We start from the raw sequence: 25412 nt of genomic DNA on the forward strand, positions 1-25412 counted from the left end.
GTTCGGGTGTGTCATCTGTACACAGTGGACCGGCGTCACGTCGTCCTGGCGAGGGCGGGAACGGGGATTTCGAAGTGGACGGTCTGGTTGCGGTCCGGGTCGCCGTCACGGGCGTCGCAGACCTCGACCGCGACCGAACGCCAGAACCCCTCCGCACCGGCCACTCGGGTGTCGGTGTGCAGGTAGATCTGTTCGTAGCCGGGAGTTTCGGCGATGAACCGGACCGCGGCGTCGACGAGTGCGCGCGCCAGGCCGCGACGCCGGTGCTCGGCCCGGACGTACACGCGGAAGAGCTGCGCTGTCCGGTCACCGGAGTACCGCTCGGCGAGCCAGGCGGGATGGGGCGGGCTCGCGGGTCCCTGGGCGCGCACGGCCGTGGTGCCCACGACCTCGTCGCCGCAGACCGCGACGAACAGCGCGTGCCGCGGGGTGTCGAGGTAGGTGCCGGCCAGGTCGATCACGTCGGTGTGCCACTGGGGGCGGTAGCCGTGGCCGAACTCGCGGTAGAAGGTGTCCAGCATGACGCTGCGGGCTCCTGGCAGGTCGGCGGGAGTCGCCGGCCGCACGTCGTAGGACCCCGTTGGGTGGTGCTTGTTCACTTCATCCTCTCTTTCGCGCCGTCCAGGGTGGTCGCGACGGGGCCGTGCACGGCGACGCGGCCCTCGTGGAGCACGACCACCTGGTCGGCGAGGCGGGCCACGACGTCGAGGTCGTGGCTGATCAGCACGAGCGCGCACGGCACGCTCGCGAGCAGGTCGAGCAAGTCGGCGCGGGTCACCGCGTCCAGGCCCGAGGTGATCTCGTCGCACACGAGCACTTCGGGTTCGGCCAGCAACGCACGCACCAGCGCGGCCCGTTGCAGCTCGCCGCCGGACAGGCCGCGCGGCCGCCGGAGGACCGTCTCCTCGCCCAGGCCGACCCTGCCCAGCGCGGCGAGTGCCGCGGCACGTGCCTCGGCGGTCCGCACTCCACGCAGCCGCACCGCGGTCCTGGCGACCTGGTCGAGCACGGAGCGGTGTTCGTCGAACGAGCCCCGCGCGTCCTGGAACACGTATTGCACGGCGGCGAGTGCGGCCCGCGGCCGGCGGCGCAGCGACCGGGCGAGCGCCCGGTCGTGCAGGAGCACCTCGCCGGTGGCCTGCTGGTGCAGACCCGCCAGGCACCGGCCGAGGGTGGTCTTGCCGCTGCCGGACCGGCCGACGATCGCCAGCCGTTCGCCGACGTCGAGGTCCACGTCGTGCAGGACGGTGGCGTTGCGGTACCGCGCGGTCAGGCCGCGCGCCCGCAGGCGAGGCGCCCGCTCGGGGACGTCGGCGAACACCTGCGGCGCGGCGTCGAGCAACGCGCGGGTGTAGTCCTCGCGGGGATTGGTCAGGAGCTCGTGCGCGGGGCCGGCTTCGACGACGCGACCCGCGCGCAGCACCACGATCTCGTCGGCGAGCGCCCGCACCACCTCGACGTCGTGCGTCAGCAGCACCAGCGCCACGCCCTGCGCGACCACGGCGCTGAGCTCGTCCACGACCTCGGCGCGGGTCAGGGCGTCCTGCCCGGTGGTGGGTTCGTCGGCCACCAGCACCGCCGGGTCGCCCACCAGCGCCTGGGCGAGCACGACCCGCTGCTGCTGGCCGCCGGAGAGCTGGTGCGGGTAGCGGCGCAGCAGATCGGCAGGAACTCGCGCCCGGCGCAGCGCCGTCGCCACCAACTCTGCGGGATCACCTTCGTGCAGTGCGGCGATCTCGCGGAACACGGCGCCCATGCGACGCACCGGGTTCAGCGCGGAGGCGGGTTGCTGCGGCACGAACCCGACGCGTCCGTGCACCTCTACGCGTCCGCTCACGTCGACGCCGGAACCGTGTTCGCCGAGCAGGGCGAGGCCGGTGGTGGTCTTGCCGCTGCCCGAGGCGCCGACCAGCGCGAGCACGCGGCCGGCGGACAGCGCGAAGCTGACGCGGTCGAGCAGGACCTGTCCGCCTGCCTCGGCACACAGGTCTTCGACGTGCACGACGGGGGTCATGTGCGCACCTTCCGCAGCGCGCGGTCGAACACCAGGTTCAGCCCGACGGACAACGCGACGATCAGCAGTGCCGGCACCACTACGGTCAACGGTTGCAGGAACAACCCTCCTCGGTTGCGGTCCACCATCACGGCCCAGTCGGCGGCGTCGGGCCGTACACCGACACCGAGGAAACTGGCCGATGCCACCAGGTACAGCGCCGACGTGAGCCGGACGCCCACGTCGGCGGCGAGTGTGCGCAGCATCGACCGTCCTGTGTAGACGATCGAAGTCTGCCACCACGACTCGCCCTGCATGCGCATCGCCTCCAACGCGGGCCGTCCGGAGATCTCGAGTGCCGTCGCCCGCGAGAGGCGGGCGACGTCGGGGAAGTTGACGAGCGTGACCACGCCGACGAGCACCGCGAGGCCTGGCCCTGCGATGGCGGCCACGAGGATCAGCACCAGCAACGACGGCACCGCCAACAGCACGTCCAGCGGCCGCATCAGCACCTCGTCGACCAGCCGCAGCCGGGTCGTGGCCGCGAGGACGCCGTACGGGACACCGGCCAGATAGGACAGCACGGTGGCGAGCAACGCCACGAGCACCACCGTCTGGCCGCCCGCGAGCACCTGGTACCAGGCGTCGCGTCCCACGAAGTCGGTGCCCAACAAGCCCTGCGGCATGAACGGAGCGCCACGCTTCTGTTCGTCCGGCACGAACAGCGGTCCCAGCAGTGCCAACGCCAGCGGCACCGCGATCAGCAGCCCGCCGATGCCCGCGCGCTTCACGCGACCACCTCCGCGCGCGGTGCGAGCCGGAACGCCACCAGGTCCGCCAGCAGGTTCACGGCCACCGTGGTGACGGCGAAGACCACGGCCAGGCCCTGCACCACCGGAAGGTCGCGGGCAGCCACGGAGTCGACCAGGACGGTGCCGAGGCCGGGGATCACGAACACGGCCTCGACGACGATCACGCCGCCCAGCAACCAGTCCGTGGTCCGCGCGACCTGCTGCACCGCCGGCGCCAGCGCGTTCGGCAGGGCGTGGGCGAACCGCACCCGCGTCTCACCGATCCCCAGCCGGCGGGCGTGCCGCACGTAGTCCGACGCCAGCGCGTCCACCATGCCCGCGCGCACCAGCCGGCTGATCGAGCAGATCGGCCGGGCGAGCAGCACCACCAGCGGCAGCACCAGCACCGCGGGCTGGGCGAACAGGTCCGCGCCGACCGCGGTCGGCGGCAGCCAGGCCAGCTGCACGCCGAACACCGCGATCAGCACCACGGCGAGCGCGAACTCGGGGATCGAGTGCAGCGCCACGCTGACCGACGTCAGCGCCCGGTCCAGCAGGCTGCCCTCGCGCACCGCGGCCAGGACGCCGACCAGCACCGAGATCGGGACCAGCAGCGCCAGGGTCAGCGCCGCCAGTGCGACGGTCGGTCCGATTCCACCGAACAGGAAGTCGGCGACCGGCCGGCCCGACACCAGCGACACGCCGAAGTCCAGCTGCGGCAAACCGAGGAGCCACTCCGCGTACCGCTCCAGCGTCGGCCGGTCGAGGCCCATGGCCGCGCGGATCTGGGCGATCCGCGCGGGGTCGGGGTTGTCGCCGGCCAAGGCCACCGCCGCGTCCCCCGGCAGTGCTTCGACGAGGAAGAACACGAGGGTGACCACGGCGAGCACCTGCACCAGCCCGAGCGCGGCTCGCCGGACCGTGTAGGACGCCAGCGTCACCCCAGCCACACCTTGTCGAAGCGGGCCCAGTCCAGCGTGTTGGCCGGTGCGGTGGAGATGCCGCCGACGTTCGGCTTCGCACCCACGATCCAGTCGGCGAAGCCCCACATCAGGTAGCCGCCCTCGGCGTGCAGCACCCGCTGCATCTCGCGGTAGGCATCATTTCGCGCGCTTTGGTCCGAAGTGGACACCGCCTTCTCGTACAGCGCGTCGAACTCCGGCCGGGCCCACTTGGTGACGTTGGTGCCCGACCCCTTGAGCAGGCGTTGCGCGATGTGGGTCTCGATGGGCATGGCGCCGGAGCGGAAGCTCGACAGGGAGCCGTTCTTGAGCGTGTCCGCCCAGTAGCTGTCCTTGTTGCCCTGCACGACCTCGATCGTCAGGCCGGAACCCTTGGCCTGGTCGGCGAACACGGTGGCGGCCTCGACCATGCCGGCCGCCGCCGTGGAGGTGTCGAGCTTGACCGTCAGGCCCTCGGCGCCGGCCTTGCGGATCAGGAACTTGGCCTTGTCCAGGTCGCGCTGTCGTTGGGGAAGGTCGCTCGCGTAGTGCTGGTAGTCCTTGCCGAACAGGTCGTTGCCGACCTGGCCGCTGCCCGCGAGCACCGACTCCACCAGCTGGGGCCGGTCGGCGAGCAGGAACATCGCCTCGCGCAGGTCGCGGTTGTCGAACGGCGCCCGGTCCACCTTCATGGCGAACGCCTGGACGGCGCTGTTGGGGGAGCGGTGGATCGTCATCCGGTCGCCGGCGGCGTGGCTGCGCGCGGTGGTGGGCGTCAGGTCGTGCGCGTACTCGACCTGACCGCCCAGCAACGCGTTGGTGCGCGCGGACTCCTCGTTGGCGATCACGAACTCCAGCTCGTCCAGCAGCGGCGCACCCTCCCAGTAGTCCGGGTTGCGCTTGAGCAGCACGGACCTGCCCGGCTCGAACGACACGAAGCTGAACGCCCCGGACCCGACCGGCTTGGTGAAGTCCTCCGCGCCCTCGGGCACGATGTAGGCGCCGAACGCGGCGAGGGCGTTGGGGAACTCGCCGAAGGGCCGCTTCAGGGCGAACTCCACGGTGCGGTCGTCGACCGCGCGGCTGTTCGGCAGGTCGATCAGCGCGAGGCTCGACTTGGCCCGGAACGCGCGGTTCGGGTCGAGGATGCGCGCGTAGCTGGCGAGCACGTCCTGGGCTCTGACGGGCTTGCCGTCGTGGAACTTGGCCTGGCGCAAGGTGATCCGCCACCTCGTCAGGTCCGCGTTCGGCTCCCACTTCTCGGCCAGCCGCGGCTGCGGGGAGACGTCTGTGCCGAGGTCCGCGAGCTTGTCGAACATCGCCTTGGACCGGGCGGCTTCGACGAACAGGTTGGCCAGGTGCGGGTCGAGGACCTCCTTGGCGCCACCACCGGCGAACGCGGCTCTGAGCCTGCCGCCGGTGCGCGGGGCAGACGCCGGCGCGGCCCCGCTGCCGCAGCCGGCGAGGGTGACGACCGTGAGGCCGGTGGTGAGGCCGAGGAAACCGCGGCGGTTCAGGGGCATGCTGGTTCCTTTCGGGGGTGCCCGCTTCGGCGGGCCACGAGGTGGAGGCGGTCGCCGGACAGCGCGCCGCTCAGCGGGGCGTCGGCGGTCCAGGGCTGGTCGGTGCGCGGGCCGGGTGCGTCGAACAGCGCGAGCACCTCGAACCCGGCTCGGTCGAGCAGGTGGCGCAGTTCCTGGGGGAACAGCAGTCGCCACGCCGACCGTTGCACGAGCGGTTTCTCGATTCCTGCCCACTCCCAGGTTCGCTTGCGGCGCAGGAGTTGTGCGGCGTGGTCGATCCACAGTTCGGTGTGCGACGTGTACTCGGTGCCTCGCCACGTGACCGAACGGGTGCGCACGCCGTCGAGGAGTTCGGTGTTGCCGAGGAAGAACGCGCCGTTGCGCATCTCGGCTATGAGCAGACCGCCCGGCTGGAGGTGTGCGCGGCAGCGACCCAGGAACGCTTCGAGGTCGGCGTTGGTGTGGCAGTACAGCATCGCGCTGTCCAGACACGTGATGACGTCGAAGCTGCGGCCGAGGTCGAACTCCCGCATGTCGGCCTGTGTCACGTCGACTTCCGGGTGGTGCTCGCGCACGTGCTTCAGCATGTTCGCGGAGCTGTCCACCCCGGCGACGCGATAACCGTTGCGGGCCAACCATCCCGCGTCCCGGCCGGTGCCGCAGCCGATGTCGAGCAGATCCCGTCCCGTGGTGTCGAACCTCGTGATGATGTCGTGCACGAATCGCGCGGCTCCGTGCTCGGGGTCGGGGAACTGGTGCTCGTACAGCTCAGGGTTGTCGGTGAGCAGGTTCATCGGGCGACCTCCGGCTGTCGTGGCGTGAGCGCCCCACGGCAGTGCAGCCACGCCACACCCGCGGCGCTGGTGAGTCCGATCGCGACACACATCAGTGACGCGAGCCGGTCACCGAACCCGATCACCCATCCGATCGCGGTGTTGCCGAGCGCGGCGGCCAACCCGGAGCCCAGGTAGAACACGCCGAAGTGCGTGCCCGCCAAGCTGTCCGGGCCGAACGAGGGAATCAGGTCGTAGACCAGCGGATGCGCGATCATCACGCCGGTGGCGAGCGCGAGCGTGGCGATGAGCACCGGCACGAGCCCGGACCACAACGCCGGCGCCGCGAAGCCCGCACCCATGACGGCCATGCCCACGGCAATCACCGGTCCGCGTTTCCTGTTCGCCACCAAGCGCGTGATGCGGACCTGGAACAGCAGCGTCGCGACCGTGGACACGATGAACAGCGCGGCGACCACCGCGTTCGCCCCGGTGGCCTGCTGCGCCTGGATCGGCAGCAACAGGTAAAGCTGGTTCTGCAGCACGAAAATCCCGCTGAGCACACACGTGAACGCGACGAACCGCCGGTTCGTGAGGCACTCGCGCCAATCCCCGAGGATCGACCCGCCCTTGCGCGCGGCCGGCCGCGCGGGCAGCACGACGGCCTGCGCGATGGTCAACACCGCGAAGATCCCAGCCGCCACCACCGCGGCAACCCGGAAGTCCCACAACAGCAACACGCTGCCGAGCACCGGCCCGCACAACGCACCAGCCTGGGCGTACACGTTGAACCGCGCGAACGCCTCCGCGCGCCCTTCGCCCGCCTCCAACGCGATGTACGCGCGCACCGCCGGGTTGAACAGCGCCCCCGCCAGTCCACTGAGGACCGACGCGGCCAGCACGACCGCGAACGACTCGCCGATCGCGAACAACCCGAACCCCACCGCCCGCAACGCGCAGCCGGCGAGGATGGTGGCCCGCGGACCCAGCCGGTCGGACGCGGTGCCGCCCAACAGGAACAGGCCCTGCTGGCTCAACGTCCGCACGCCGAGCACCACGCCGATGACGGCCGCGGACATGCCCAGGCCGCCGAGGTGGGTGGCCAGGTAGGGGATGAGCAGGTAGAAGCCGGTGTTGACGGCGAACTGGTTGACCAGCAGCAACCGCACGGGCAGCGCGAACCGGGTCATCGCCGCACCACCCCCAGCCCCGGCTCCCCGGACAGCCGCAGCGTGCCGTCCTCCCCGCCGATGCCCACCCACGGGTCGTGCGCCAGCAGCAGATGCCCGTCCAGGTCCACCCACCGCGCGTGCCCGGCGAGGTGAACGGCGGGCGCGATCCCGAGCGAACTGGCCACCAGACAACCGAGCATCACGTCCAGCCCGCACTCGCGCGCAGCCGACACGATCTCCATCGCCGGCCGCAGCCCTCCGCACTTGGCGAGCTTGATGTTGACCCCGTCCACCGCACCCGCGAGTTTTCGCACGTCGGCGACGGTGGCGGCGTCCTCGTCGGCGATCAGCGGCGCGGGACAGCGCGAGCGAACCCACCCCAGCGCGTCCGGGGAGCCCGGTGGGATCGGCTGCTCCACCGCGTCCAGCACGACACCGGCGGCGGTGAGCCGGTCCACCACGCGCACCGTCGAGTCCGGGCTCCAGCCGCCGTTGGGGTCGAGCACCAGCCGGGCGTCCGGCGCCGCGGCACGGACTGCGACCGCGGCGGCGACGTCCCGGTCCGGATCGGCCCCCGCCTTCACCTTGAGCACGGAGAACCCGCGCCCGGCCAACACCCCGGCTTGAGCCGCAGCGTCCTCCGGCGAGGTGATGCCGATGGTGTAAGCGGTCGGAACGTCCTGCCACACCGGGATTCCGGTGAGGGCGTGCACCGGTGCGTCGCGTGAAAGGGCGAGCAGGTCGTGCAACGCAGCGTCGACCGCAGCCCGTACCCCTGACGGCACACCACCTTCAGCGTGCAGCGCGTCGAGCGCGACCGACGGGGAGCCGACGAGGACGGGGAGCAGCCGCGAAAGCCACGACGTGATCGCCGAAACGTCGAGCCCGTAGTAGGTGCTGGTCACCACCTCCCCATGCCCACGCAGCCCGTCGTGCTCCACGACGACCCGCACCGCGTCGCGCCGCGACATCACCGACCGGGAGATGCGCAGCGGTGTGCCGAGTTCGAGGCCGTAGACCTCCCAGGAAACCTTCATGCGAGCACCAGCGGCGCAACGACCGTGCGGCAGCGCGACCAGCCCGTCGCCTCGACGCGGAGCGGGTCGCCGATCTCCACCGGGCGGTCGGCGGCCCGGCCGAGCAGGCCGCGCGCGGTGCAGAAGTCGTCGTCGAAGATCGTGCCGAGGTAGCGGTGCGGGCCGTCCGGGAAGATCGTCGCCACCACCGCGCCCGGCTCGATCCTGGCTGCCCACGCGGCGACCAGAGCGACGGCGCCGCTGCTCCAGCCGCCGGTGACGAAGGTGTCGCGGGCGAGCCGGCGGCAGGCGTCCACCACCTCGACCGGGCCGAGCCAGTGCACCTCGTCGAACGACGGGTAGTCGACGTTGCGGGGGTGGATGCTGCTGCCCAGCCCGCGCATCACCCGAACACGCGCGGGCTGGCCGAAGATCGTGGAGCCGACGGTGTCCACGCCGATCAGCCGCACGCCGGGCCAGTACCGGCGCAGCTCCTGGACGACACCGGCGCTGTGCCCGCCGGTGCCCACGCTGCAGACCAGCACGTCGACCTGGTCGAGCTGCTCGACGAGCTCCCGCGCGAGTCCGACGTAGCCGCGCGGATTGTCGGGGTTGTTGTACTGATCAGGCCAGTAGGCGTCGGGGTACGAGCGCAGCACGGCCTGCAGCCGGTCCAGGCGTGCCTGTTGCCAGCCGCCCACCGGATGCGGCCGGTCGACCACCTCCAGCCGGGCCCCGTGCGCGCGCAGCATGGTGCGCATCGACGGCTCGAGTTCGCTGTCCACCACCAGGACCACCGGGTGGCCGAAGACCTGGCCGGCGAACGCGAGCCCGAGACCGAGGGTGCCGCTGGTCGACTCCACGACGACCGCGCCGGGACGCAGCTCGCCGCGGTCGCGTGCGGCGCGCAGCATGGACACGGCCGGCCTGGCCTTCATGCCACCGGCGCTCAGGCATTCGAGCTTGGCCCAGAACCCGTTGTGCCGGTGGGGGAGTGGCGTGTCGATGCGGGCGACCGGGCTCTGGCCGAGCAGCCCGAGCAGGTGCCGGTTCTGTCGCGGGATCATCACGACGGACGCTCCGTGTGGTGGTGGATCGTCGTGGGGCCGCCGTCGAGCCAGAAGAACGGGTAGGGCTCAGCGGACACGGCTCGCACGCCGCTCCCGATGAACCACGGCAGGATCGCGGCGGCGGTTTGCGCGAACAGCACCATCGGAGCGCCTGCCGCGACCGCGCGCGACAGCAGTGGCTCGAACGTGCCGTTGCCGACCGTCATCCCCGATGCGAGGACGAGGTCGCAGTCGTCCAGAGCCGCCTCGGTCACGATCGGCTCGTCCCACTCGGTCCGGCCGCCCTTGAGGTCGCACGCCACATAGGTCGCACCGCGCGAGCGCAGGTGGTGCAGCAGCGAGTTGACCACGCCGACCACCAGCACGTGGTCGCCCGGCGCCGGGTCTAGCAGGTCCACCACGGCCTGTGCGCGGGCCATCGACTTGGCCAGCGAGCTGCCGGGCCCGACGGTGATCGACTTGGTGGCGGACAGGTGGTGCGGCCGGACGTGCGCCAGGTAGGCGTCCAGCGCGGCGGTGCGGATGGCGGGGGACGGGTGGTCGAGCAGCTCGAGCACCGACGCGCCGACGCAGTCGTGCACCTCGCCGTCGGTGATGTCCTCGACCGCGCACGAGCCGACGGCCTCCTCCACGCGGAGGCTGACCACGGTGTTGCGGTAGGACTGCCCGCGCGTGGCGTGCCGGGCGCCCTGCCTGGTGGTGAACCCGACGCTCACCGAGCACGTCGCCGGATCGGGCCCCAACGCACTGCTGCGAACTTGTGCGACGAGATCGGCGAGGGTCACGCGGACTCCTCGGCGTACTCGACGGACAGACCGCCCACGAGCTGCTCGGCCCGCGCACGAGCACCGAGACCGGCCGAGTCGGTCACCACGACGTGGCCGAGGTAGCTGTTGTTGCTGGTCGGCTCACCCGCGCGGTGGCCGGGCTGCTTGACCGTCCAGTCGACGACGTCAGGTGCGGAGGAGAGCGTCTCGGCGCCGCGCACAGCGGACACCTGGCCGGAGCGCGGCGGCAGCAGGAACGAGATCGCGGCGCTGCGGACACCGGTGTCCGCCGGGCGGAGCTCCGGTCGTTCCCCTGCGGCCAGCTGTGCGTACGCGGCGGGCAGGTCGACGCCGGTGACGCGGCGGACCAGCTCGGTGATCTGGTTGCCGGCGGGACGCGGGTTGACCTCGACGAGCTTCGGGCCGTCCGGGGTCAGCTTGACCTCGGTGTGCGCGACGCCGCGGTCCAGGCCCAGCGCCTCGATCGCGGCGACGGCGACCGCTTCCGCCGCGGCGGTGGGCAGGTCGGCGGGGAACATGTGCCCGCTCTCCACGAACCACGGATCGCCCGCGATGCTCTTGTCGGTCACGCCGACGACGTGCGTGGTGCCGTCCACGGTGACGGTCTCGACGCTCACCTCCGGCCCGGTCAGCAGCTCCTCCACCAGCACCGTTCGCACCCTGGGCTGGTTGCGGGCGTTGACCGGGAACGCCTCGATCGCGCCGAACGCCTCGCGCAGCCCCGCCTCGTCGGCCACCTTGCGCACGTACATGCCCGCGCACAGGTCGACCGGCTTCACCACCAGCGGGTAACCCAGGTCAGCGGCCGCCTTGGCGAGCGCCGGCCAGTCGTCGGCGAGGGCGAAGCGCGGACCGGGCACACCGGCCTCGCCGAGCGTGGTGCGGGTGAGGTCCTTGCGGCAGGCCCGTTCCACCGCGTCCGGATCGGGACCGGGCAGGCCGAGGTGCGCGGCCAGTCGTGCGGCGGTCGGGAGGTAGTAGTCGCACGACGAGATCACGCCGTCGAAGCGCAGCACCGCGTGCAGGCGCTCGACGTGGTCGAGCAGGGCGGGCACGTCGTTGGTCTCGGCGGTGAGCACGTTCTCCGCGGCCAGCAACGGATGCGGGTGCGCGGGGGCCGCGCGCAGGTAGTGGTGCAGGTCGCGGGTGATGAAGGTGAAGCGGTGCCCTGACTCGTTGATCGCCCTGGGCAGCAACGAGCTCATTGCGCCGACCCAGCTCTCGATCATCAACAGGTGAGCCACATGTCCCCCTCCTCGGCCGCGACTCCCGCGGCCGACTGAGGAACATGGTAATCATTACCGTTTTCAAAGATCTACCGCCTCCCGGGGACGGTCGATCAGAAGCTCGCCACCGCCGTGTAAAGCAGCGTCAGCACGATCGCCGCGACGGCCACGGCCGCCACGATCCGGGTGAAGTTGCGCCCTCGCTGGTCCATCGCTGTCAGCTCCCCGTCAGTCGTGGTCGGGCTTGCCGGTGAGGTGGTGGTCGGCGGCGTTCACGGCCTCGAACAGCAGTCGCCGGACGTGCCCGCCCCGTGCCTCGTAGAGCGCGCGCCGGCCGTCCCGGCGCACCGTGACCAGTCCGGTCAGACGCAGTTTCGCCAAATGTTGCGAGACCGCCGGACGCGCGATGCCGACCTCCGCGGCCAGCGTCGTCACGTCGTACTCGCCGCCGCACAGCAGCCACAACATGCGAAAACGCGTCGGGTCGGCCAGCATCCGGAACCCGTCGACGGCCGCCTCGACGTGCGTGCCAGAAGGTAGCTGTTGCCAGTGATCCGTTGTTGCAACGTCGTCGCGTGCGTACATGAGCACATATAGTGCCACGCATGCTCGCCGTCCTGCGCAATCGCACGTACCGCCACCTGTTCGGCGCACACGTCGTAGCCCTCACGGGTACCGGTCTGGCGACCGTCGCGCTGGGACTGCTGGCCTACGACATCGCCGGTGCGCACGCGGGCGCCGTGCTCGGTACGGCGCTGGCGATCAAGATGGTCGCCTACGTCAGCGTCGCGCCGGTCGCGGCGGCCCTGCTCGGTGCGTTGCCGCGGCGCGCGGTCCTGATCATGCTCGATCTCGTGCGCGCAGGGGTGGCGGTCGCGCTGCCGTGGGTGGACCAGGTCTGGCAGGTCTACGTCCTGATCTTCGTGCTGCAGGCGGCGTCGGCGGCGTTCACGCCGATCTTCCAGGCGGCGATCCCGGACGTGCTGCCGGACGAACGCGAGTACACCCGCGCCGTCACGCTCTCGAGGATGGCCTACGACATCGAGGGCCTGCTGAGTCCGGCGCTGGCCGCTGCTTTGCTGGTGCTCACGAGCTCCAGCAACCTGTTCCTGGGCACGGCGATCGGGTTCGTCGGTTCCGCACTGCTCGTCGGCTCAGCCGTCGTGCCGCGACCCGAACTGGTGACCCGCCGGGAAAGTCGTTACGCCGCAACGACCAGAGGCATCCGGATCTACCTCGCCACGCCACGGCTGCGCGGTCTGCTCGCCGTGCACCTCGCGGCTGCCGCGGCCGGCTCGATGGTGCTCGTGAACACCGTTGTGCTCGTCCGCGACGTGCTCGACCGCAGCGCCACCGACGTCGCTGTCGCGCTGGCGTTCAACGGTGTCGGCTCCCTGGCCGCCGCGTTGCTGCTGCCCAGGCTCCTCGACCGCGTCTCCGACCGGGACGTGGTGCTGCGCGCGGTGCTCGCCTTGCTCGCGGCACTGCTCATCGGTGCCACGTTCGGCGGAGACCACTGGCCGGCGCTCCTGGTGCTGTGGGCGGTGATCGGCGCCGGATGCTCCTTCGCGTTGACCCCCGGCGCCCGGCTGCTGCGCCGGTCCGCGCAGTCCGCCGACCGGCCCGCGTTGTTCGCCGCCGACTTCGCGCTGTCGCACGCCTGCTGGCTGCTCTGCTACCCGCTGGCCGGCTGGGTCGCGACCGCGGCCGGGCCGACGACGGCGTTCCTCGTGCTCGGCGTGATCACGGCCGCGGGCGCGCTGACCGCGGTCCGGTTGTGGCCGCGGCACGACCCGGCGGTGGTCGAGCACGAGCACTGCGACCTCCAGGCCGGACACGACCACCTGCACGACGCGGTGCTCGCGGGCGGCGTCTACCGGCACGCCCACGAGTTCCGCATCGACGACCACCACGAACGCTGGCCGCGCTAGGCCCTGTCCTCAAAGGCAGCGTGGCTGATCTGCTTTGATCTTGGGTCGTGGTGCGCAGGCATGAGCTGACTGACGAGCAGTGGCGTGTGGTGGAGCCGTTGTTGCCGCCGTCGGGGGCGAATGGTCGTCCTCGGGTGGACGACCGGCGTGTGATCAACGGGATGTTGTTCAAGGCCAAGACCGGGGTGTCGTGGCGGGACCTGCCGGAGCGGTACGGGCCGTGGAAGACGGTTTACAACCGGTTCTGGCGCTGGTCACGCAACGGCACCCTGACCATGTTGGTGACGAAGGTGCGGGTAATCGCGGAAGCGATCGACGAGCTGGACCGTGAGGTGTCGGTCGATTCCAGCATCGTGCGTGCCCATCAGCACGCGGCTGGTGCCCGCCGCCGGAGTTCCCACACAGGGGGCGAGCGGGTCGTGTGGCGGGCAGACCGAACCAGATGATCATGCTATCGGCCGGTCACGCGGAGGACCTTCGACCAAGATTCATCTCGCGTGTGACGGTCATGGTCGTCCGCTGGCGGTCGCCCTGACGGGTGGCAACGTCAACGACTGCACCATGTTCGAGACTGTGCTGTCCCGTGTCCGATTCCAACGACCCGGACAAAGCAGGCCCGCGACGCGGCCGGACCGGGTGATCGCGGACAAGGGTTATTCCACTCGCGCCATTCGCGTCCATCTGCGTCGGCGCGGTATTCGAGCCACCATCCCCGAACGCCGCGACCAGCGCGACAACCGGGCTCGCCGCGGCCAGGCGGGCGGCCGTCCACCCGCCTTCGACCCGGTGATCTACAAGCACCGCAACGTCGTCGAACGCTGCTCCAACCGGCTCAAGCAGTTCCGCGCGATCGCCACCCGCTACGACAAGACCGCCCTGTCCTACCAAGCCATGATCGACCTGGCCACCCTCACCCTCTGGCTTTGAGGACGGGCCCTAGGCCTCCCAAGCCCGCCTGCTCAGCAGCCGCATCCCGTTGAGCGCGACCAGGACCGTGGATCCCTCGTGGCCCGCGACGCCGAGGGGCAGCGGCAGCGTGCCGAACAGGTCCCACGCGGAGAGCACCACGATGACGGTGCCCGCGATCGTGAGGTTGGCGAGCACGACCCGGCGAGCGCGCCGGGCCAGGGCCACGACGGCCGGCACCACGGTCAGGTCGTCGCCGACCACGACGGCGTCGGCGGTGTCCACGGTGAGGGCGGATCCCTTGCGTCCCAACGCGATTCCCGCGTGCGCCGTGGCGAGTGCGGGAGCGTCGTTCACGCCGTCGCCGACGAAGAGCACCTGGCCGGGCAGCTCCTGAACCGCTTGGACCTTGTCCTGGGGCAGCAGTTCCGCGCGCACGTCGATGATGCCGACCGAGTCGGCGACGCGTTGTCCCGCAGCGTGGTTGTCGCCGGTCAGCAGTGCGGGACTCCGTCCGGTGAGCTCGGTCAGGCGCTGGACGGCGGCCGCACTGGACGGGCGCAGCTGGTCGGTCAGCTCGATGACGCCGATCTCGCGTTCGCCGGCCGTGACGAGGACGGCGGTGTCGTCGTGCTGGCCGGAGTCGTGCCTGCGCACCGAAATTCGTTGGCTGCCGACGAGTGCGGTCACGCCGACGCCCGGCGTGGCGGCGAAGTCGGTGGCCGGCTGCAGTGCGAGCCCGCGGGTCCTGGCCTCCGCGACGATGGCGCGGCCGAGCGGGTGCTCGCTGAACTGCTCGGCCGACGCGGCCAGCACGAGCACGTCGTCTTCGCGCTCGCCGGTGGTGACGCGGACGACCTGCGGCGTGCCCTCGGTGAGGGTGCCGGTCTTGTCGAACGCCACCGTGCTGACGGTGCCGAGCTGTTCCATCGCCACCGCGGACTTCACCAGCACACCGCGCTTGCCGGCGTTGGCGATCGCCGCCAGCAGTGGCGGCATGGTGGCCAGCACGAGCGCGCACGGTGAAGCGACGATCATGAACGTCATGGCGCGCAGCAACGTCGGCTCCAGCGCCGCACCGAACAACAGCGGCACCGCGAACAAGGCGAGCGTCACGGCCACGACTCCGACCGAGTAGCGCTGTTCGATCTTCTCGATGAACAGCTGTGTCTTCGCCTTGGTGGCGGACGCCTGTTCGACCATTTTGACGATGCGGGCGATCACGGTCTCGTGCGCCGCGCGGGTGACCCGCACGCGCAGCACGCCGGTGCCGTTGAGCGAACCGGCGAAGACCTCGGAACCAGGTGCCTTGGGCGCCGGCATCGACTCACCGGTGATCGAGGCCTGGTCGGCCTCGCTGCGCCCGTCGGCCACCTCGCCGTCCGCGCTGATCCGTTCGCCCGGCCGCACCAGGATCTCGTCACCGACCTGCAGCGCGGCCGCGTCGACCTCCCGTTCGCCGCCGTCCGCCAACAGCAACGTGGCGCGCTGCGGGGTGAGATCGAGCAGGCCTCGGACCGAGTCCGCCGTCCGTTGGGTGAGCACGGCTTCCAGGGCCCCGGACGTCGCGAAGATGACGATCAGCAGTCCGCCGTCCACGACCTGACCGATCGCGGCCGCGCCGATCGCGGCGACGATCATCAGGAGATCGACGTCGAGCGTGCGCTCGCGCAGCGCCTGGAAGCCGGCGAGCGCGGGTTCCCAGCCGCCCGCGACGTAGCAGGCCAGCAGCAACGTCCACCACGTCCACGGTGGCGTGCCCGCGAACTTGGCGGCGAGGCCGAGTGCGAACAGGACGGTGGCCGCGGCTGCCCAGCGGACCTCGGTGAGGGCGAACGGTGATGGTCGTCGGGGCGTGGTCGGGCGGTGCGGGGCGTCGATGAGGAGCGTCGAAGTCACGGGTGCACCATACATGGACATCTGAAGAGGTCTTCATGTGTTCACTGAGTAGGATGTGTCCATGGGTCACGGGGTAGAGGGGCGGAGCACGCCGCCCGCGCAGCTGGACGCCGAGTCGGCGGCGACGGTGGCGGCCACCCTCCAGGCGCTCGCGACGCCGAGCCGCCTGCGGATTCTGACCCGGCTCCGGCACGGCTCGTGCTCGGTGGGCGAGCTCGCGGAGGCCGTGGAGATGGAGCAGTCCGCGGTGTCGCACCAGCTCCGGCTGCTGCGGGCGCTCGGCCTGGTGACCGGCACGCGCCAGGGCCGCAGCATCGTCTACAGCCTGTACGACAACCACGTCGCGATGCTGCTCGACGAGGCGGTCTACCACATCGAGCACCTCGGCCTCGGCGTCACGGACGACGTCGCCGACACCGTGTAAAGCGTGAACCGCCTGCGGCAGGACCACAGGCGGTTCAGCGGGGGAAGGATCAGATCTTGCCCGCCGCCACGTCGGCGAGGGTCACGCGGGACGACTTGTAGTTCACCACCCACTTCGGACGCTGTTCGCCGACCGGGGTGATCTCATCGCGCATGGGCAGGCCGTTGTCGGCGTTGATGGCGAGCACCGAGGACGAGCTGCCGCCCTGGATCTCGGGGCCGGCGGAGATGGTCAGCGCGCGCTGACCGTCGATCTGGGTCTCGCCGACGGCCGCCTCCTTGATGGTCGCGATCAGCTTCAGCACACCCGCGCGGACCTCAGCGTTGGCGGCACCGACGAACAGCGCGGACGTGGCGTTGCTCCACAGGTGGTTGTTGCGGAAGTTCTCCAGGTCCTTGCCCGTCGGACGCGGCTTGGCAGGGGGCACCGGCTTGCCCATCTTGCGGAAGTCCTCCGCGATCCGCGCCTGGGCGTCGGCCCAGGCCTTGTCCGCCTCGGCGTCGCTCAGGCCGAGTCCCGTGACGTTGTGGGCCGCGGTGATCATCGCGATCCTGGCCTTCTCCACGTCGCCGTTCGCGGCTTCGCGGGCCGCCGCCATCACGTTCGCGTGGTACGGCGAAGCGGGCTCGGCGTTGCCCTTGGCCACCGTGGCCGCCAGGTTCTGCACCGAGTCGCCGGTGAAGATCCGGCCCTGGTCGGTGTAGATCGTGTAGTACTGGTGCGGCGTGTTGTTCTTGTCGAACTTCGTGTTGATGATCAGCGACGCGTCTCCTGGCTGCGCGCCGCCCGCCTTGACCTGGGAGGCGAGCTTCACCAGCGGTGAGTCGACCACCTGGGGCGACTCGGCCACCGGCGGGGCCGCCTGCGGGGAGGGGGCGCTCGGCCCGCTGCCGCCCGTCATGCCCATCACCACGGCCACGGCGACCGCCGCCGCACCCGCGGCGGCGAAACCCGCCCTGGGCCAGGAAAACCACTGCTTCGGCCGCACGACTTCGTTCACGGGCTCCGCCATCGCCGTCTGCAACGCCGTGCGAGCCCGGTCGTAGGCCTCAGGACTCGGGGACGGCACATCACTCAGCTTCTTCATCAGATCCATTTCATCCATGAGTCGTCTTCTCACGTCGTCGGGACTTGCAGCAGCGCGGCCACTTCCGGGGCCTCTCGCAACGCCTTGCGCGCCTGGTGCAACAGGCGGCGAGCCGTGCCGGCGGGGATGTCGAGCACCCGCCCGGCCTCCGCGACGGTCAGGTCCTCCCAGGCCACCAGGCCCAGGACCTCCCGCTCCTCCGGTTTCAGCCGGGCCAGGGCCCTGCGCAGCAACGCCTGCGTGTCCACGCGGGCGTCCACCGCCGGCCAGGGGTCCCAGTCGCTCGCCACCCCGGACAGGTCCGGCGCCGGCTCCTCGGCCGGTTCGGACCGCCAGTGCCGCCGCAACCTGTTCAGCGCGACTCCGTACAGCCATGGCCTGGCTTCGGGATACGAGCGGTCGTACGTCGCCCGGGACTCGTAGGCCGCCACCCACACGTCGCCGAGCACGTCCTCGGCGGCCTGACGTCCCACTCTGCGTGCGAGGTAGTTCCCGATCGCCGTCTCGTGCCGGCTGATCACTTCCACGAAGGCATTGGTGTCTCCGCGCAGCGATCTGCCGATCAGTTCCGCGTCTGACGACATGAAGCTCCTCGGTTGTCGCTTCGCCCTTGCACCCCGTCTTTGCCAACGCGCGCCGAAAGTGTTCAGGTTGCGCGAACCCGCTGCTCAGGCGCTCGCCCTGCGCGTCACGCCGGCGTCTCCCACCATGTCCTTGGTCGAAGGGACCCGCGGTGAAGGAGCGTTTCACATGACCGGCTACAGCGATCTCAAGGCGATGTTCGTCAACTGCACGCTGAAGCGTTCGCCCGAACGCAGCAACACCGAGGGCCTGGTGGACCTCAGCCGCGCGATCATGGAAAAGCAGGGCGTGCGGGTCGAGGTGGTGCGCGCGATCGACCACGACATCGCGATCGGCGTGTGGCCGGACATGAGAGAGCACGGCTGGGCGACCGACGCCTGGCCGGCCATCTACGACCGCGTCATGGCGTCCGACATCCTGGTGATCGCCGGCCCGATCTGGCTGGGAGACAACAGTTCCGTCACCAAGCAGGTGATCGAGCGCCTCTACGCGTGTTCGCACCTGCTCAACGACGCCGGGCAGTACGCCTACTACGGCCGGGTCGGCGGGTGCCTGATCACCGGAAACGAGGACGGCGTCAAGCACTGCGCCATGAACGTCCTCTACAGCCTGCAGCACCTCGGCTACACCATCCCGCCGCAGGCCGACGCGGGCTGGATCGGCGAGGCCGGGCCGGGACCGTCCTATCTGGACCCGGGATCGGGCGGGCCGGAGAACGACTTCACCAACCGCAACACCACGTTCATGACGTGGAACCTGCTGCACCTGGCCAGGATGCTCAAGGACGCGGGCGGGATTCCCGCGCACGGCAACCAGCGCTCGGGCTGGGACGCTGGTTGCCGATACGACTTCGAGAACCCCGAGTACCGCTAGGTCAGGCTTTCCAGTCGCACCAGGCCCGGATGACGGCTGCCAGTTCGGCCCGCCCGGCCTCCAGTTCGGCGGAGGAGCGGAAGCGCATCGTGCGGGTCAGCTTTCCGTCGCCTTCGAGGCGCGGGTGGTCGCCGGGGATCTCGGCGCCGCGGTGGAACAGGAGGCTGACGAAGTTCTTGGCCGGGTTGAAGCTCACGATGTTGCCGTGGAAGGAGAACGTCGGCGTCTGCCACTTGATGGACTCGGCAACGCGACTGTCCGCGTCCAGAATGACGGCGCGAACCTGACGCATCAGCTCGTCGAGCGGGTGCGCCTTGTCGAGGAACCACTGGTCGACCTCGTTCACTGCACCATGGTGCACCTGACCGGCGGAACGCGCTGCCCGCGAACAGCCGAGGCCCTGCTGGTCCGCACCGTGCCGGACCAGCAGGACGCCGAGCCCGAGGATCACTGCGCAGTCGGCACGGGGTGACCTTCCGACGCCTGCACGACGACGATGCCCTGACCCGAGAGCGCGAGCTGGTACGCCTCACCGGAGCCACGTCCGATGACCGCACCGAGCTTGGCCGTCTTGCGGATCGAGGAGTGCAGCGAGGTGGACCACAGCACGGCGGACTGCATGTCGACGAACGTAGGCACGTCCACGTTCAGCACGACCGGCGTGCCGTAGGCGGTGACGGCCAGCGCTCCGGTGCCGGTGAACGTGGTGTTGAACAGGCCGCCGCTGAGCATCGACGCGCCTTCGGTGCGGTTGATGTCCCACTTGAGCGTGCTGTCGAAGGCGAGGACGTTCTTGCCGTTCACGGTGACGCCCTCGTTCTCCAGGTACAGCACGAAGATCTCGTCCGCGTCCTGGGCGAGGAAGACGTCTCCGGTGCCCGACACCTTCATCAGCGACATGCCTTCACCGGTGAAGGCCTTCTTGAACAGCTTGCCGAGGCCGCCTGCGCCTTCGTAGGCGAAGTCGACGTCGCCCTGGTAGGCGACCATCGATCCCTGCTTCGCGAAGAAGAAGCCGCCGCTGCCGGTGAGGTCCACCTTCAGCATGCGGTCGTTCTGCAGTTGGAAGCTTCCCGGCTCGACGGACCGTTCCTGGTGGTTGAACAGTGAGCTGCGCATGACGCAGATCATGCAGGCGATCACGGGCCGGCGCATCGGTGGGGCAGGCCCGCAACGCAACCTCACGAAACCCTTTCGGTCAGTAACGTCGCAATCACTGCCCGTCATCCGGCACATGTGAATGGTGGTGCGCTTGATGCACAAGGACTTCTCGCGGCGCAAGGCCCTGCAGCTGGGCGCTCTGGCCGCGGCACTTCCCGCGATCCCCGGCACGGCGCATGCTGATCCGGTGGCACCGCAGGGTCTCCCCGTTCCGCGAAGCTGGGTCGTGCGGCCGTTCGAGCTGGATCAGGTGACTCTCGGCCACAGCGTGTTCCGGGAGAAGCGCGACCGGCTGCTGCACTTCGCGCGCGAGTACGGGCCGAGCGTCGTCGACGGTGTGCGCGACGACCGCCGGGGCCCGGACCGGATGCTGCGCAGTTTTCGGGTGAACGCGGGGCTCGACCACAAGGGCGCCGAACCGATCGGCAGCTGGGAGACCCCGGACGGCAACCTGCGCGGCCATTACACCGGCCACTTCCTCACGTTGTTGGCGCAGGCTTATGCGTCGACCGGAGAGCGGATCTACCGGGACAAGCTCGACTACCTCGTCACCGCGTTGGGGGAGTGCCAGGACGCGCTGGCCGCGGCCGCGCGCAGGCCGACTCCCAGGGTGTCCGGCCGGACGGGCACCGCCGTGCGGTTGACCGGCACCCCGAACGGACACGTCACCGGCGACGCGGACCACGTCGCGCTGCCTGCCGGAATCACCAAGGGGCTCACCGACTTCACCGTCGCCACCTGGATCAACCTCGCGGTCCGCGACGCCGACGCGCGGATCTTCGACTTCGGCCGGCCCGGCGACAGCGCAGCCGACGCGCAGGTCCGGATGTACCTCACCGCGCACACCTCGAACGGCGGCCCGCGCTTCGCGATCACTACCAGCGGCGCTGCGGGCGAGCAGCGCATCGACACCTCCACGCAACTGGTCGCCGGCCGGTGGACGCACCTCGCGATCACCAAAGCGGGCAACGTCGGCACCCTCTACGTCGACGGAGCGCCCGCCGGTACGGGCACGCTCACGCTGGGGCCGGCGGATCTGGGCGACACCACCGCCAACTGGCTCGGCCGGGCGCAGTTCCCGCAGGCCAACATCAAGTTCCTGAACGCCACGATCGACGAGTTCCAGCTCTTCCGCCGCGCGCTCACCGGCGCGGAGATGGCCGCCGTGGCCCAGAACGCCGCAGCGGTGGGCACCGACGACCTGGTGGCGTGGTACCGGTTCGACGAAGCTCCCGGTCCGCGCCTGGAGGACTCCTCCGGGCGCGGCAACCACGCCGAGTTCTTCGGCGCCACCGACGGGCGGCGTCATCCCGGATTCCTCTCGGCGTACACCGAGGCCCAGTTCATCCGGCTGGAGGAGTTCACGAACTACAGCGGCGCCGGCATCTGGGCGCCGTACTACACCCTGCACAAGATCGCTCGCGGCCTGCTCGACGCCTACCACCTGGCCGGCAGCGAACGGGCACTGCGGATCGCCCGAAAGGTGGGCGACTGGGTGCACAGCCGACTGTCCACAGTAGAGCGTGAGCGGCTGAACCGGATGTGGTCGCTGCACATCGCCGGCGAGTACGGCGGGATGAACGAGGTCATGGCCGACCTGGCGGCCCTCGAACCGGACCCGGCCCGCAAGGCCCGCTACCTGGCGACCGCCAAGTGCTTCGACAACCGCCGCACGGTGTTCCCGGCTGTCGTGGAGAACCGCGACGTGCTGCGCGGCATCCACGTCAACCAGCACGTGCCGCAGTTCATCGGCTACCTGCGCATCTTCGAACAGGACCCCGGCGCCCGCGAGTACTTCACGGCGGCGGAGAACTTCTGGCACATGGTCGTGCCGCACCGGATGTTCAGCCACGGCTCGGCCGGCGGCCAGTACGCGGCGGGCGAGGGCTACCCGCAGAACACCAACGCCGAGCTGTTCCAGCCGCGCGGCGACATAGCGGGTTCGCTGACGTACCAGACGCGACCCGAGACCGAGCCGGACAGCGGTGGCGGCGAGACCTGCTCCACCTACAACCTCCTGAAGCTGACCAGGAACCTGTTCTGCCACGACCCGGACCCGGCCTACGTGGACTACTACGAACGCGGTCTGCTGAACCACGTCCTGGGCTCCCGGCAGGACGCGGACAGCGCCGCCGAGCCGTTGGTGACCTACTTCCTGCCGGCACATCCCGGTGCCACCAGAGGGTTCGGCAACCTCGGCACCTGCTGCGGCGGCACCGGGTTGGAGAACCACACCAAGTACCAGGACTCGATCTACTTCCGGTCGGCCGCAGGCGACACCCTCCACGTCAACCTCTACCTCGCGTCGACCTTGCGGTGGAACGGTTTCACCGTCACCCAGCACACCGACTTCCCCCGCGAGCAGCGCAGCACGCTGACCGTGACCGGACGCGGCCGGCTGGAGATCAAGCTCCGGGTGCCGGGCTGGGCGACGAAAGGCTTCGCGGTCAGGATCAACGGCGTTCGCCAGGACGTGCAGGCCCGCCCCGGCACGTATCTCAGCCTGAAACGGGTCTGGTCGTCAGGAGACCGGATCGAGGTCTCGCTGCCGTTCAGCCTGCGGATCGAGCGCGCGCTCGACGATCCGTCGGTGCAGAGCCTCTGCTACGGACCGCTGGTGCTGCCGGCCTTGCACGGCTCCCGGACGTGGCGGACGTTCTCGTTCTACCGGCACCTCAAACTCGACGGCGACCTCGGCGCGGTCGTCCGCCCACTGGCACAGCCGAACTTCTTCAGCACGCACGGCCACACGTTGCGCCCGCTCTACATCGGCATCGACGACGCGCACCACGTGTACTTCCGGAGGTCGGAGCCGGCTGTGGTCTTCGGATCGGCCGACTCCGGGGTGTCGAACGAGAAGGTGGACGAGGAGGGTCTGTCGTTCCTCGACCGCGTCTGGCAGGCAGCCCCGTTCTCCAGCCACAGCCGCTTCGTCCGGCAAGTGCGAACCGTGGCGGCACAGTGGCAGGCACACGGCCGGTTCACCGCAGCGGACCGTCAGGCCGTGATCGCCGCGGCGGAGCGGGCCGAGGACAGCCTGCGTCCCTAGACGTCGGAGTGTGACGCTCGACGCACGTCACGTTCATCGTGCCAGGGACGACCAAGAGGTGTGAGCTCTGGAAGAGAGAGGTCGGCCTCATGAGTCGGACCAGTGCGGACGTGCACGACCTGAGCGACGGCATCCCGCCGGTCGTCGCCGACGTCGACCGGATCGCGGCACACCCCGACCCCGTCGTCCGCAACCTGCAGATCACCCACTGCTACCACCAGCTGTCGCGCGCGCTGGCCGCCCGCACCGGAGGCGCCGCGAACTGGTGCACCTTCGCGGTGTGGGCGTCCAAACAGGTCGGGCAGACCATTCGGCAGGAGGACCTGTCGCGCACCGTGGAGCGCCTGCTGAAGTCCTCGCCCGAAGCGGCCACCGGGATCGGCCTGGTGGTCCGCAGCCTGCGGCGGGCCGTTCCGCAGCACGAGGTGGACCGGGTGCACGAGATGGTGCGTCGAGCGGTGGTGACGACCGCACGTCTCGACGACGTGAGCGCAGCGTCGGCACGAGGCAATCTCAAGGTCTTCGAGGAGATCGCGCGAGAGTTCGCGCGCTTTCTCGCCGTGTTCGCCCACGACGCGGGCTCCGGCGACGAGCGGCGCATCGCGGAGTTCTGCGACGGGCTGAGATCCGGTGAACCGCCGGAGGGGCAGCGCTACCTCCGGCAGGCCTTCACCCGGTATCACCGCGCGATGACCACGAGCGACCCGAAGCAGCGGGCCGAGCTCCTGCTGCTGGCCAACATCGAGGTCGGCCTGCACGAGCAGACGCGGTTGCAACCGGAGATCGCCGCCGCGCTGCAGGCACCCGTGGTGGATCCCGGCGCACTCGAACGCCGCCTGTTCGACCTGTTCCTGCCGGGCAACCGGGTGGTCAGGTGGCTGCGCCTGGCCTGGCTGACCGTGCTCGGCAGGCGGTCCGCTGTCCGCGTCGCCGCCCAGCAGCTGGCCGACCAGGCACGGACGCTGGTCCGGAGGGCGGTCACCAAGCACCTGATGACCTTGGCGCTGCCCGGCGGTGAGGTGCTGGACCTGAGCGACGACCTGCCCGCGACCTTCCCGCCGGAGCTCGTGGAGCTGGTCGACCCGGAACTGCTCGCGTTGCTCGAGATCGTCGACCCGACCCCGGACAGCCTGCTCGACACGGCCGCCCGCGACTGGGCCGACCTGCCGGACCGGATGCACTACATCGCGGACATGTTCCGCTGCCACGGGTTGCGCCTCGACCTGCTGCACCCGCCGTTCACCGCCGAGCAGGTCGAGGCGCTGACCGACGGGCGCCGACCGGCCGGAGCCCTCTGACCGGGCAGTGTCGCGAATCCGTGCGGCAGACGTCGAGGAGCGTGCACCCTGGAGCGTGCAGTGATCGTCGCACGGGAACGAAACGAGGAGTTCATGGCTGAGGACCGGCAGACCGAGATCCGCGGCGCGTTCGACGCGGCGGCAGCGGACTTCACCGCGCTGGGCCGTCATCTGTGGGGCCCGATCGCCACGAGGGCGGTCGCTGTCGCCGATCCGAAGCCTGGCGAGCGCGTTCTCGACGCCTGCTGCGGCACCGGTGCCTCGGCGATTCCGGCGGCCGAGCTCGTCGGCCCGAACGGACATGTCGACGCCGTCGACATGTCCGGCCCGATGGTCGACGGGTTGCGGCGGCTGTCGGACCTGCCTCAGCTGCACACCCACCACGCGGACGTGACCACCTGGCAGGCGGAGAGCTATGACGTGGTGCAGTCGGCCCTCGGGATCTTCTTCTTCCCCGACATGACCGCGGGCACCGACCACCTGATCAGCCTGGCCCGGCCCGGTGGGCGAGTGGTGTTCACCATCTGGCGCGGCGAGTCGATGGTCGCGGCCGGCCGCCACCTCGGCCTCGCCATCGCCGAGGTCACGAACACGCCGGTGCCGGCACCACGTCCGGAGCACCTGATCGACCGCATCAACCAGGCGGACACCTACGCGGAGTGGTTGACCGAGCGCGGTCTGGCGGACGTCGACGTGACCGTGCACGAGATGACGTTGACGATGACACCGGAAGTGGCGTGGCTGGTGATCGTCGGGTCCGGTTTCCGCGGGGCGTTGACGAAGGTGCCCGCGGACGCGGTGGAGGCCGTGCGGACCACCTACCTGACGTCACTGCGAGATGCGGGTCTGACAGAGCTCGACGCCACCACCTTGATCGGCACCGGGCGCCGCGTCGCGTGACGGGCGACT

The 25412-nt window shown here is 70.4% G+C and carries 23 protein-coding genes and 1 pseudogene; 7 read left to right on the forward strand and 17 right to left on the reverse strand.

Features of this window, described 5'->3' with window-relative positions:
- Nucleotides 1–35 precede the first annotated feature (35 nt).
- The 12 genes from DI276_RS14970 to DI276_RS15025 form a co-directional block, all read right to left on the reverse strand.
- A complete protein-coding gene (locus DI276_RS14970; RefSeq protein WP_232836664.1) occupies nt 36–599 on the reverse strand; it encodes a GNAT family N-acetyltransferase in 564 nt (187 codons plus the stop codon).
- Nucleotides 596–2014 carry an ABC transporter ATP-binding protein gene (locus tag DI276_RS52970; RefSeq protein WP_112263953.1) on the reverse strand — a complete coding sequence of 473 codons (1419 nt, stop codon included), beginning with the start codon at nt 2012–2014 and terminating at the stop codon, nt 596–598. Before DI276_RS52970 ends, DI276_RS14970 begins: the two co-directional genes overlap by 4 nt.
- Nucleotides 2011–2784, reverse strand: a complete 774-nt coding sequence (locus DI276_RS14980) for an ABC transporter permease (RefSeq protein WP_232836665.1) — start codon at nt 2782–2784, stop codon at nt 2011–2013. Before DI276_RS14980 ends, DI276_RS52970 begins: the two co-directional genes overlap by 4 nt.
- Nucleotides 2781–3725, reverse strand: a complete 945-nt coding sequence (locus DI276_RS14985; protein WP_198680643.1) for an ABC transporter permease — start codon at nt 3723–3725, stop codon at nt 2781–2783. The genes DI276_RS14980 and DI276_RS14985 overlap by 4 nt, the downstream gene beginning before the upstream one ends.
- Nucleotides 3722–5248, reverse strand: coding sequence for an ABC transporter substrate-binding protein (locus DI276_RS14990; protein WP_112263955.1), 1527 nt, complete (start codon nt 5246–5248; stop codon nt 3722–3724). The genes DI276_RS14985 and DI276_RS14990 overlap by 4 nt, the downstream gene beginning before the upstream one ends.
- Nucleotides 5239–6042 carry a class I SAM-dependent methyltransferase gene (locus DI276_RS14995; protein WP_112263956.1) on the reverse strand — a complete coding sequence of 268 codons (804 nt, stop codon included), beginning with the start codon at nt 6040–6042 and terminating at the stop codon, nt 5239–5241. Before DI276_RS14995 ends, DI276_RS14990 begins: the two co-directional genes overlap by 10 nt.
- Entirely contained in the window at nt 6039–7211 is a 1173-nt protein-coding gene (locus tag DI276_RS15000; RefSeq protein WP_112263957.1) for an MFS transporter, read from the reverse strand. Before DI276_RS15000 ends, DI276_RS14995 begins: the two co-directional genes overlap by 4 nt.
- The gene (locus tag DI276_RS15005) at nt 7208–8230 is read right to left on the reverse strand and encodes a dipeptide epimerase (RefSeq protein WP_112263958.1); all 1023 of its coding nucleotides are present in this window, start codon (nt 8228–8230) and stop codon (nt 7208–7210) included. The genes DI276_RS15000 and DI276_RS15005 overlap by 4 nt, the downstream gene beginning before the upstream one ends.
- The gene (locus DI276_RS15010) at nt 8227–9276 is read right to left on the reverse strand and encodes a PLP-dependent cysteine synthase family protein (protein ID WP_112263959.1); all 1050 of its coding nucleotides are present in this window, start codon (nt 9274–9276) and stop codon (nt 8227–8229) included. Before DI276_RS15010 ends, DI276_RS15005 begins: the two co-directional genes overlap by 4 nt.
- Nucleotides 9276–10064 (reverse strand): Rossmann-like domain-containing protein, encoded by a 789-nt coding sequence (locus tag DI276_RS15015; RefSeq protein WP_112263960.1) that lies wholly within the window; start codon nt 10062–10064, stop codon nt 9276–9278. The genes DI276_RS15010 and DI276_RS15015 overlap by 1 nt, the downstream gene beginning before the upstream one ends.
- Nucleotides 10061–11311 (reverse strand): ATP-grasp domain-containing protein, encoded by a 1251-nt coding sequence (locus DI276_RS15020; RefSeq protein WP_112263961.1) that lies wholly within the window; start codon nt 11309–11311, stop codon nt 10061–10063. The genes DI276_RS15015 and DI276_RS15020 overlap by 4 nt, the downstream gene beginning before the upstream one ends.
- A 210-nt stretch (nt 11312–11521) precedes the next feature.
- Nucleotides 11522–11878, reverse strand: a complete 357-nt coding sequence (locus DI276_RS15025; RefSeq protein ID WP_112263962.1) for an ArsR/SmtB family transcription factor — start codon at nt 11876–11878, stop codon at nt 11522–11524.
- A gap of 20 nt (nt 11879–11898) precedes the next feature.
- Here DI276_RS15025 and DI276_RS15030 point away from each other — a divergent pair, with 20 nt between their 5' ends.
- Together DI276_RS15030 and DI276_RS15035 are read left to right on the forward strand one after the other, a co-directional pair.
- Nucleotides 11899–13224, forward strand: a complete 1326-nt coding sequence (locus tag DI276_RS15030; protein WP_112263963.1) for an MFS transporter — start codon at nt 11899–11901, stop codon at nt 13222–13224.
- Between the two features lie 50 nt (nt 13225–13274).
- Nucleotides 13275–14151: pseudogene (locus DI276_RS15035) on the forward strand (IS5 family transposase).
- Between the two features lie 9 nt (nt 14152–14160).
- On the opposite strand, the gene DI276_RS15040 reads toward DI276_RS15035, so the two are convergent.
- Complete coding sequence (locus DI276_RS15040) at nt 14161–16029, reverse strand: heavy metal translocating P-type ATPase (RefSeq protein WP_456298520.1); 1869 nt, start codon at nt 16027–16029, stop codon at nt 14161–14163.
- Nucleotides 16030–16090: 61 nt separating this feature from the next.
- On the opposite strand from DI276_RS15040, the gene DI276_RS15045 reads away from it, so the two are divergent.
- On the forward strand, nt 16091–16453 hold the full coding sequence (locus DI276_RS15045; protein WP_112263965.1) for an ArsR/SmtB family transcription factor: 363 nt from the start codon (nt 16091–16093) through the stop codon (nt 16451–16453).
- 49 nt (nt 16454–16502) lie between these two features.
- Here DI276_RS15045 and DI276_RS15050 read toward each other — a convergent pair whose 3' ends face one another.
- A complete protein-coding gene (locus DI276_RS15050; protein ID WP_232836666.1) occupies nt 16503–17558 on the reverse strand; it encodes a hypothetical protein in 1056 nt (351 codons plus the stop codon).
- Nucleotides 17559–17569: 11 nt separating this feature from the next.
- Nucleotides 17570–18124 carry an RNA polymerase sigma factor gene (locus DI276_RS15055; protein WP_112263967.1) on the reverse strand — a complete coding sequence of 185 codons (555 nt, stop codon included), beginning with the start codon at nt 18122–18124 and terminating at the stop codon, nt 17570–17572.
- A 166-nt stretch (nt 18125–18290) separates the two neighbouring features.
- On the opposite strand from DI276_RS15055, the gene DI276_RS15060 reads away from it, so the two are divergent.
- The gene (locus tag DI276_RS15060) at nt 18291–18995 is read left to right on the forward strand and encodes a flavodoxin family protein (RefSeq protein ID WP_112263968.1); all 705 of its coding nucleotides are present in this window, start codon (nt 18291–18293) and stop codon (nt 18993–18995) included.
- A 1-nt stretch (nt 18996) separates the two neighbouring features.
- Here the strand turns inward: DI276_RS15060 and DI276_RS15065 are convergent, their stop codons facing one another.
- Both DI276_RS15065 and DI276_RS15070 read right to left on the reverse strand, forming a co-directional pair.
- Nucleotides 18997–19341, reverse strand: coding sequence for a DUF1801 domain-containing protein (locus DI276_RS15065; protein WP_157984716.1), 345 nt, complete (start codon nt 19339–19341; stop codon nt 18997–18999).
- Between the two features lie 101 nt (nt 19342–19442).
- Nucleotides 19443–20114 carry an AIM24 family protein gene (locus tag DI276_RS15070; RefSeq protein ID WP_112264243.1) on the reverse strand — a complete coding sequence of 224 codons (672 nt, stop codon included), beginning with the start codon at nt 20112–20114 and terminating at the stop codon, nt 19443–19445.
- A 136-nt stretch (nt 20115–20250) separates the two neighbouring features.
- On the opposite strand from DI276_RS15070, the gene DI276_RS15075 reads away from it, so the two are divergent.
- From DI276_RS15075 to DI276_RS15085, 3 genes are all read left to right on the forward strand, one after another.
- Entirely contained in the window at nt 20251–23205 is a 2955-nt protein-coding gene (locus tag DI276_RS15075; protein ID WP_198680644.1) for a beta-L-arabinofuranosidase domain-containing protein, read from the forward strand.
- Nucleotides 23206–23294: 89 nt separating this feature from the next.
- Nucleotides 23295–24503 (forward strand): hypothetical protein, encoded by a 1209-nt coding sequence (locus DI276_RS15080; RefSeq protein WP_112263971.1) that lies wholly within the window; start codon nt 23295–23297, stop codon nt 24501–24503.
- A gap of 93 nt (nt 24504–24596) precedes the next feature.
- Nucleotides 24597–25403 carry a class I SAM-dependent methyltransferase gene (locus tag DI276_RS15085; RefSeq protein WP_112264244.1) on the forward strand — a complete coding sequence of 269 codons (807 nt, stop codon included), beginning with the start codon at nt 24597–24599 and terminating at the stop codon, nt 25401–25403.
- Nucleotides 25404–25412 lie beyond the last annotated feature (9 nt).

Origin of the sequence: Lentzea terrae, assembly GCF_003265345.1 — a bacterium.
GTDB lineage: Bacteria > Actinomycetota > Actinomycetes > Mycobacteriales > Pseudonocardiaceae > Lentzea > Lentzea terrae.

Bases quoted from the DNA above. Each gene is read 5' to 3' on its own strand.
- DI276_RS15025 (WP_112263962.1), bottom strand. From the start codon at position 11,878: ATGTACGCACGCGACGACGTTGCAACAACGGATCACTGGCAACAGCTA.
- DI276_RS52970 (WP_112263953.1), bottom strand. From the start codon at position 2,014: ATGACCCCCGTCGTGCACGTCGAAGACCTGTGTGCCGAGGCAGGCGGA.
- DI276_RS15000 (WP_112263957.1), bottom strand. From the start codon at position 7,211: ATGACCCGGTTCGCGCTGCCCGTGCGGTTGCTGCTGGTCAACCAGTTC.
- DI276_RS15030 (WP_112263963.1), top strand. From the start codon at position 11,899: ATGCTCGCCGTCCTGCGCAATCGCACGTACCGCCACCTGTTCGGCGCA.
- DI276_RS15070 (WP_112264243.1), bottom strand. From the start codon at position 20,114: ATGCGCAGCTCACTGTTCAACCACCAGGAACGGTCCGTCGAGCCGGGA.
- DI276_RS15060 (WP_112263968.1), top strand. From the start codon at position 18,291: ATGACCGGCTACAGCGATCTCAAGGCGATGTTCGTCAACTGCACGCTG.
- DI276_RS15085 (WP_112264244.1), top strand. From the start codon at position 24,597: ATGGCTGAGGACCGGCAGACCGAGATCCGCGGCGCGTTCGACGCGGCG.
- DI276_RS15045 (WP_112263965.1), top strand. From the start codon at position 16,091: ATGGGTCACGGGGTAGAGGGGCGGAGCACGCCGCCCGCGCAGCTGGAC.
- DI276_RS14990 (WP_112263955.1), bottom strand. From the start codon at position 5,248: ATGCCCCTGAACCGCCGCGGTTTCCTCGGCCTCACCACCGGCCTCACG.
- DI276_RS15010 (WP_112263959.1), bottom strand. From the start codon at position 9,276: ATGATCCCGCGACAGAACCGGCACCTGCTCGGGCTGCTCGGCCAGAGC.
- DI276_RS15055 (WP_112263967.1), bottom strand. From the start codon at position 18,124: ATGTCGTCAGACGCGGAACTGATCGGCAGATCGCTGCGCGGAGACACC.
- DI276_RS15005 (WP_112263958.1), bottom strand. From the start codon at position 8,230: ATGAAGGTTTCCTGGGAGGTCTACGGCCTCGAACTCGGCACACCGCTG.
- DI276_RS15050 (WP_232836666.1), bottom strand. From the start codon at position 17,558: ATGGATGAAATGGATCTGATGAAGAAGCTGAGTGATGTGCCGTCCCCG.
- DI276_RS15075 (WP_198680644.1), top strand. From the start codon at position 20,251: ATGCACAAGGACTTCTCGCGGCGCAAGGCCCTGCAGCTGGGCGCTCTG.
- DI276_RS15080 (WP_112263971.1), top strand. From the start codon at position 23,295: ATGAGTCGGACCAGTGCGGACGTGCACGACCTGAGCGACGGCATCCCG.
- DI276_RS14995 (WP_112263956.1), bottom strand. From the start codon at position 6,042: ATGAACCTGCTCACCGACAACCCTGAGCTGTACGAGCACCAGTTCCCC.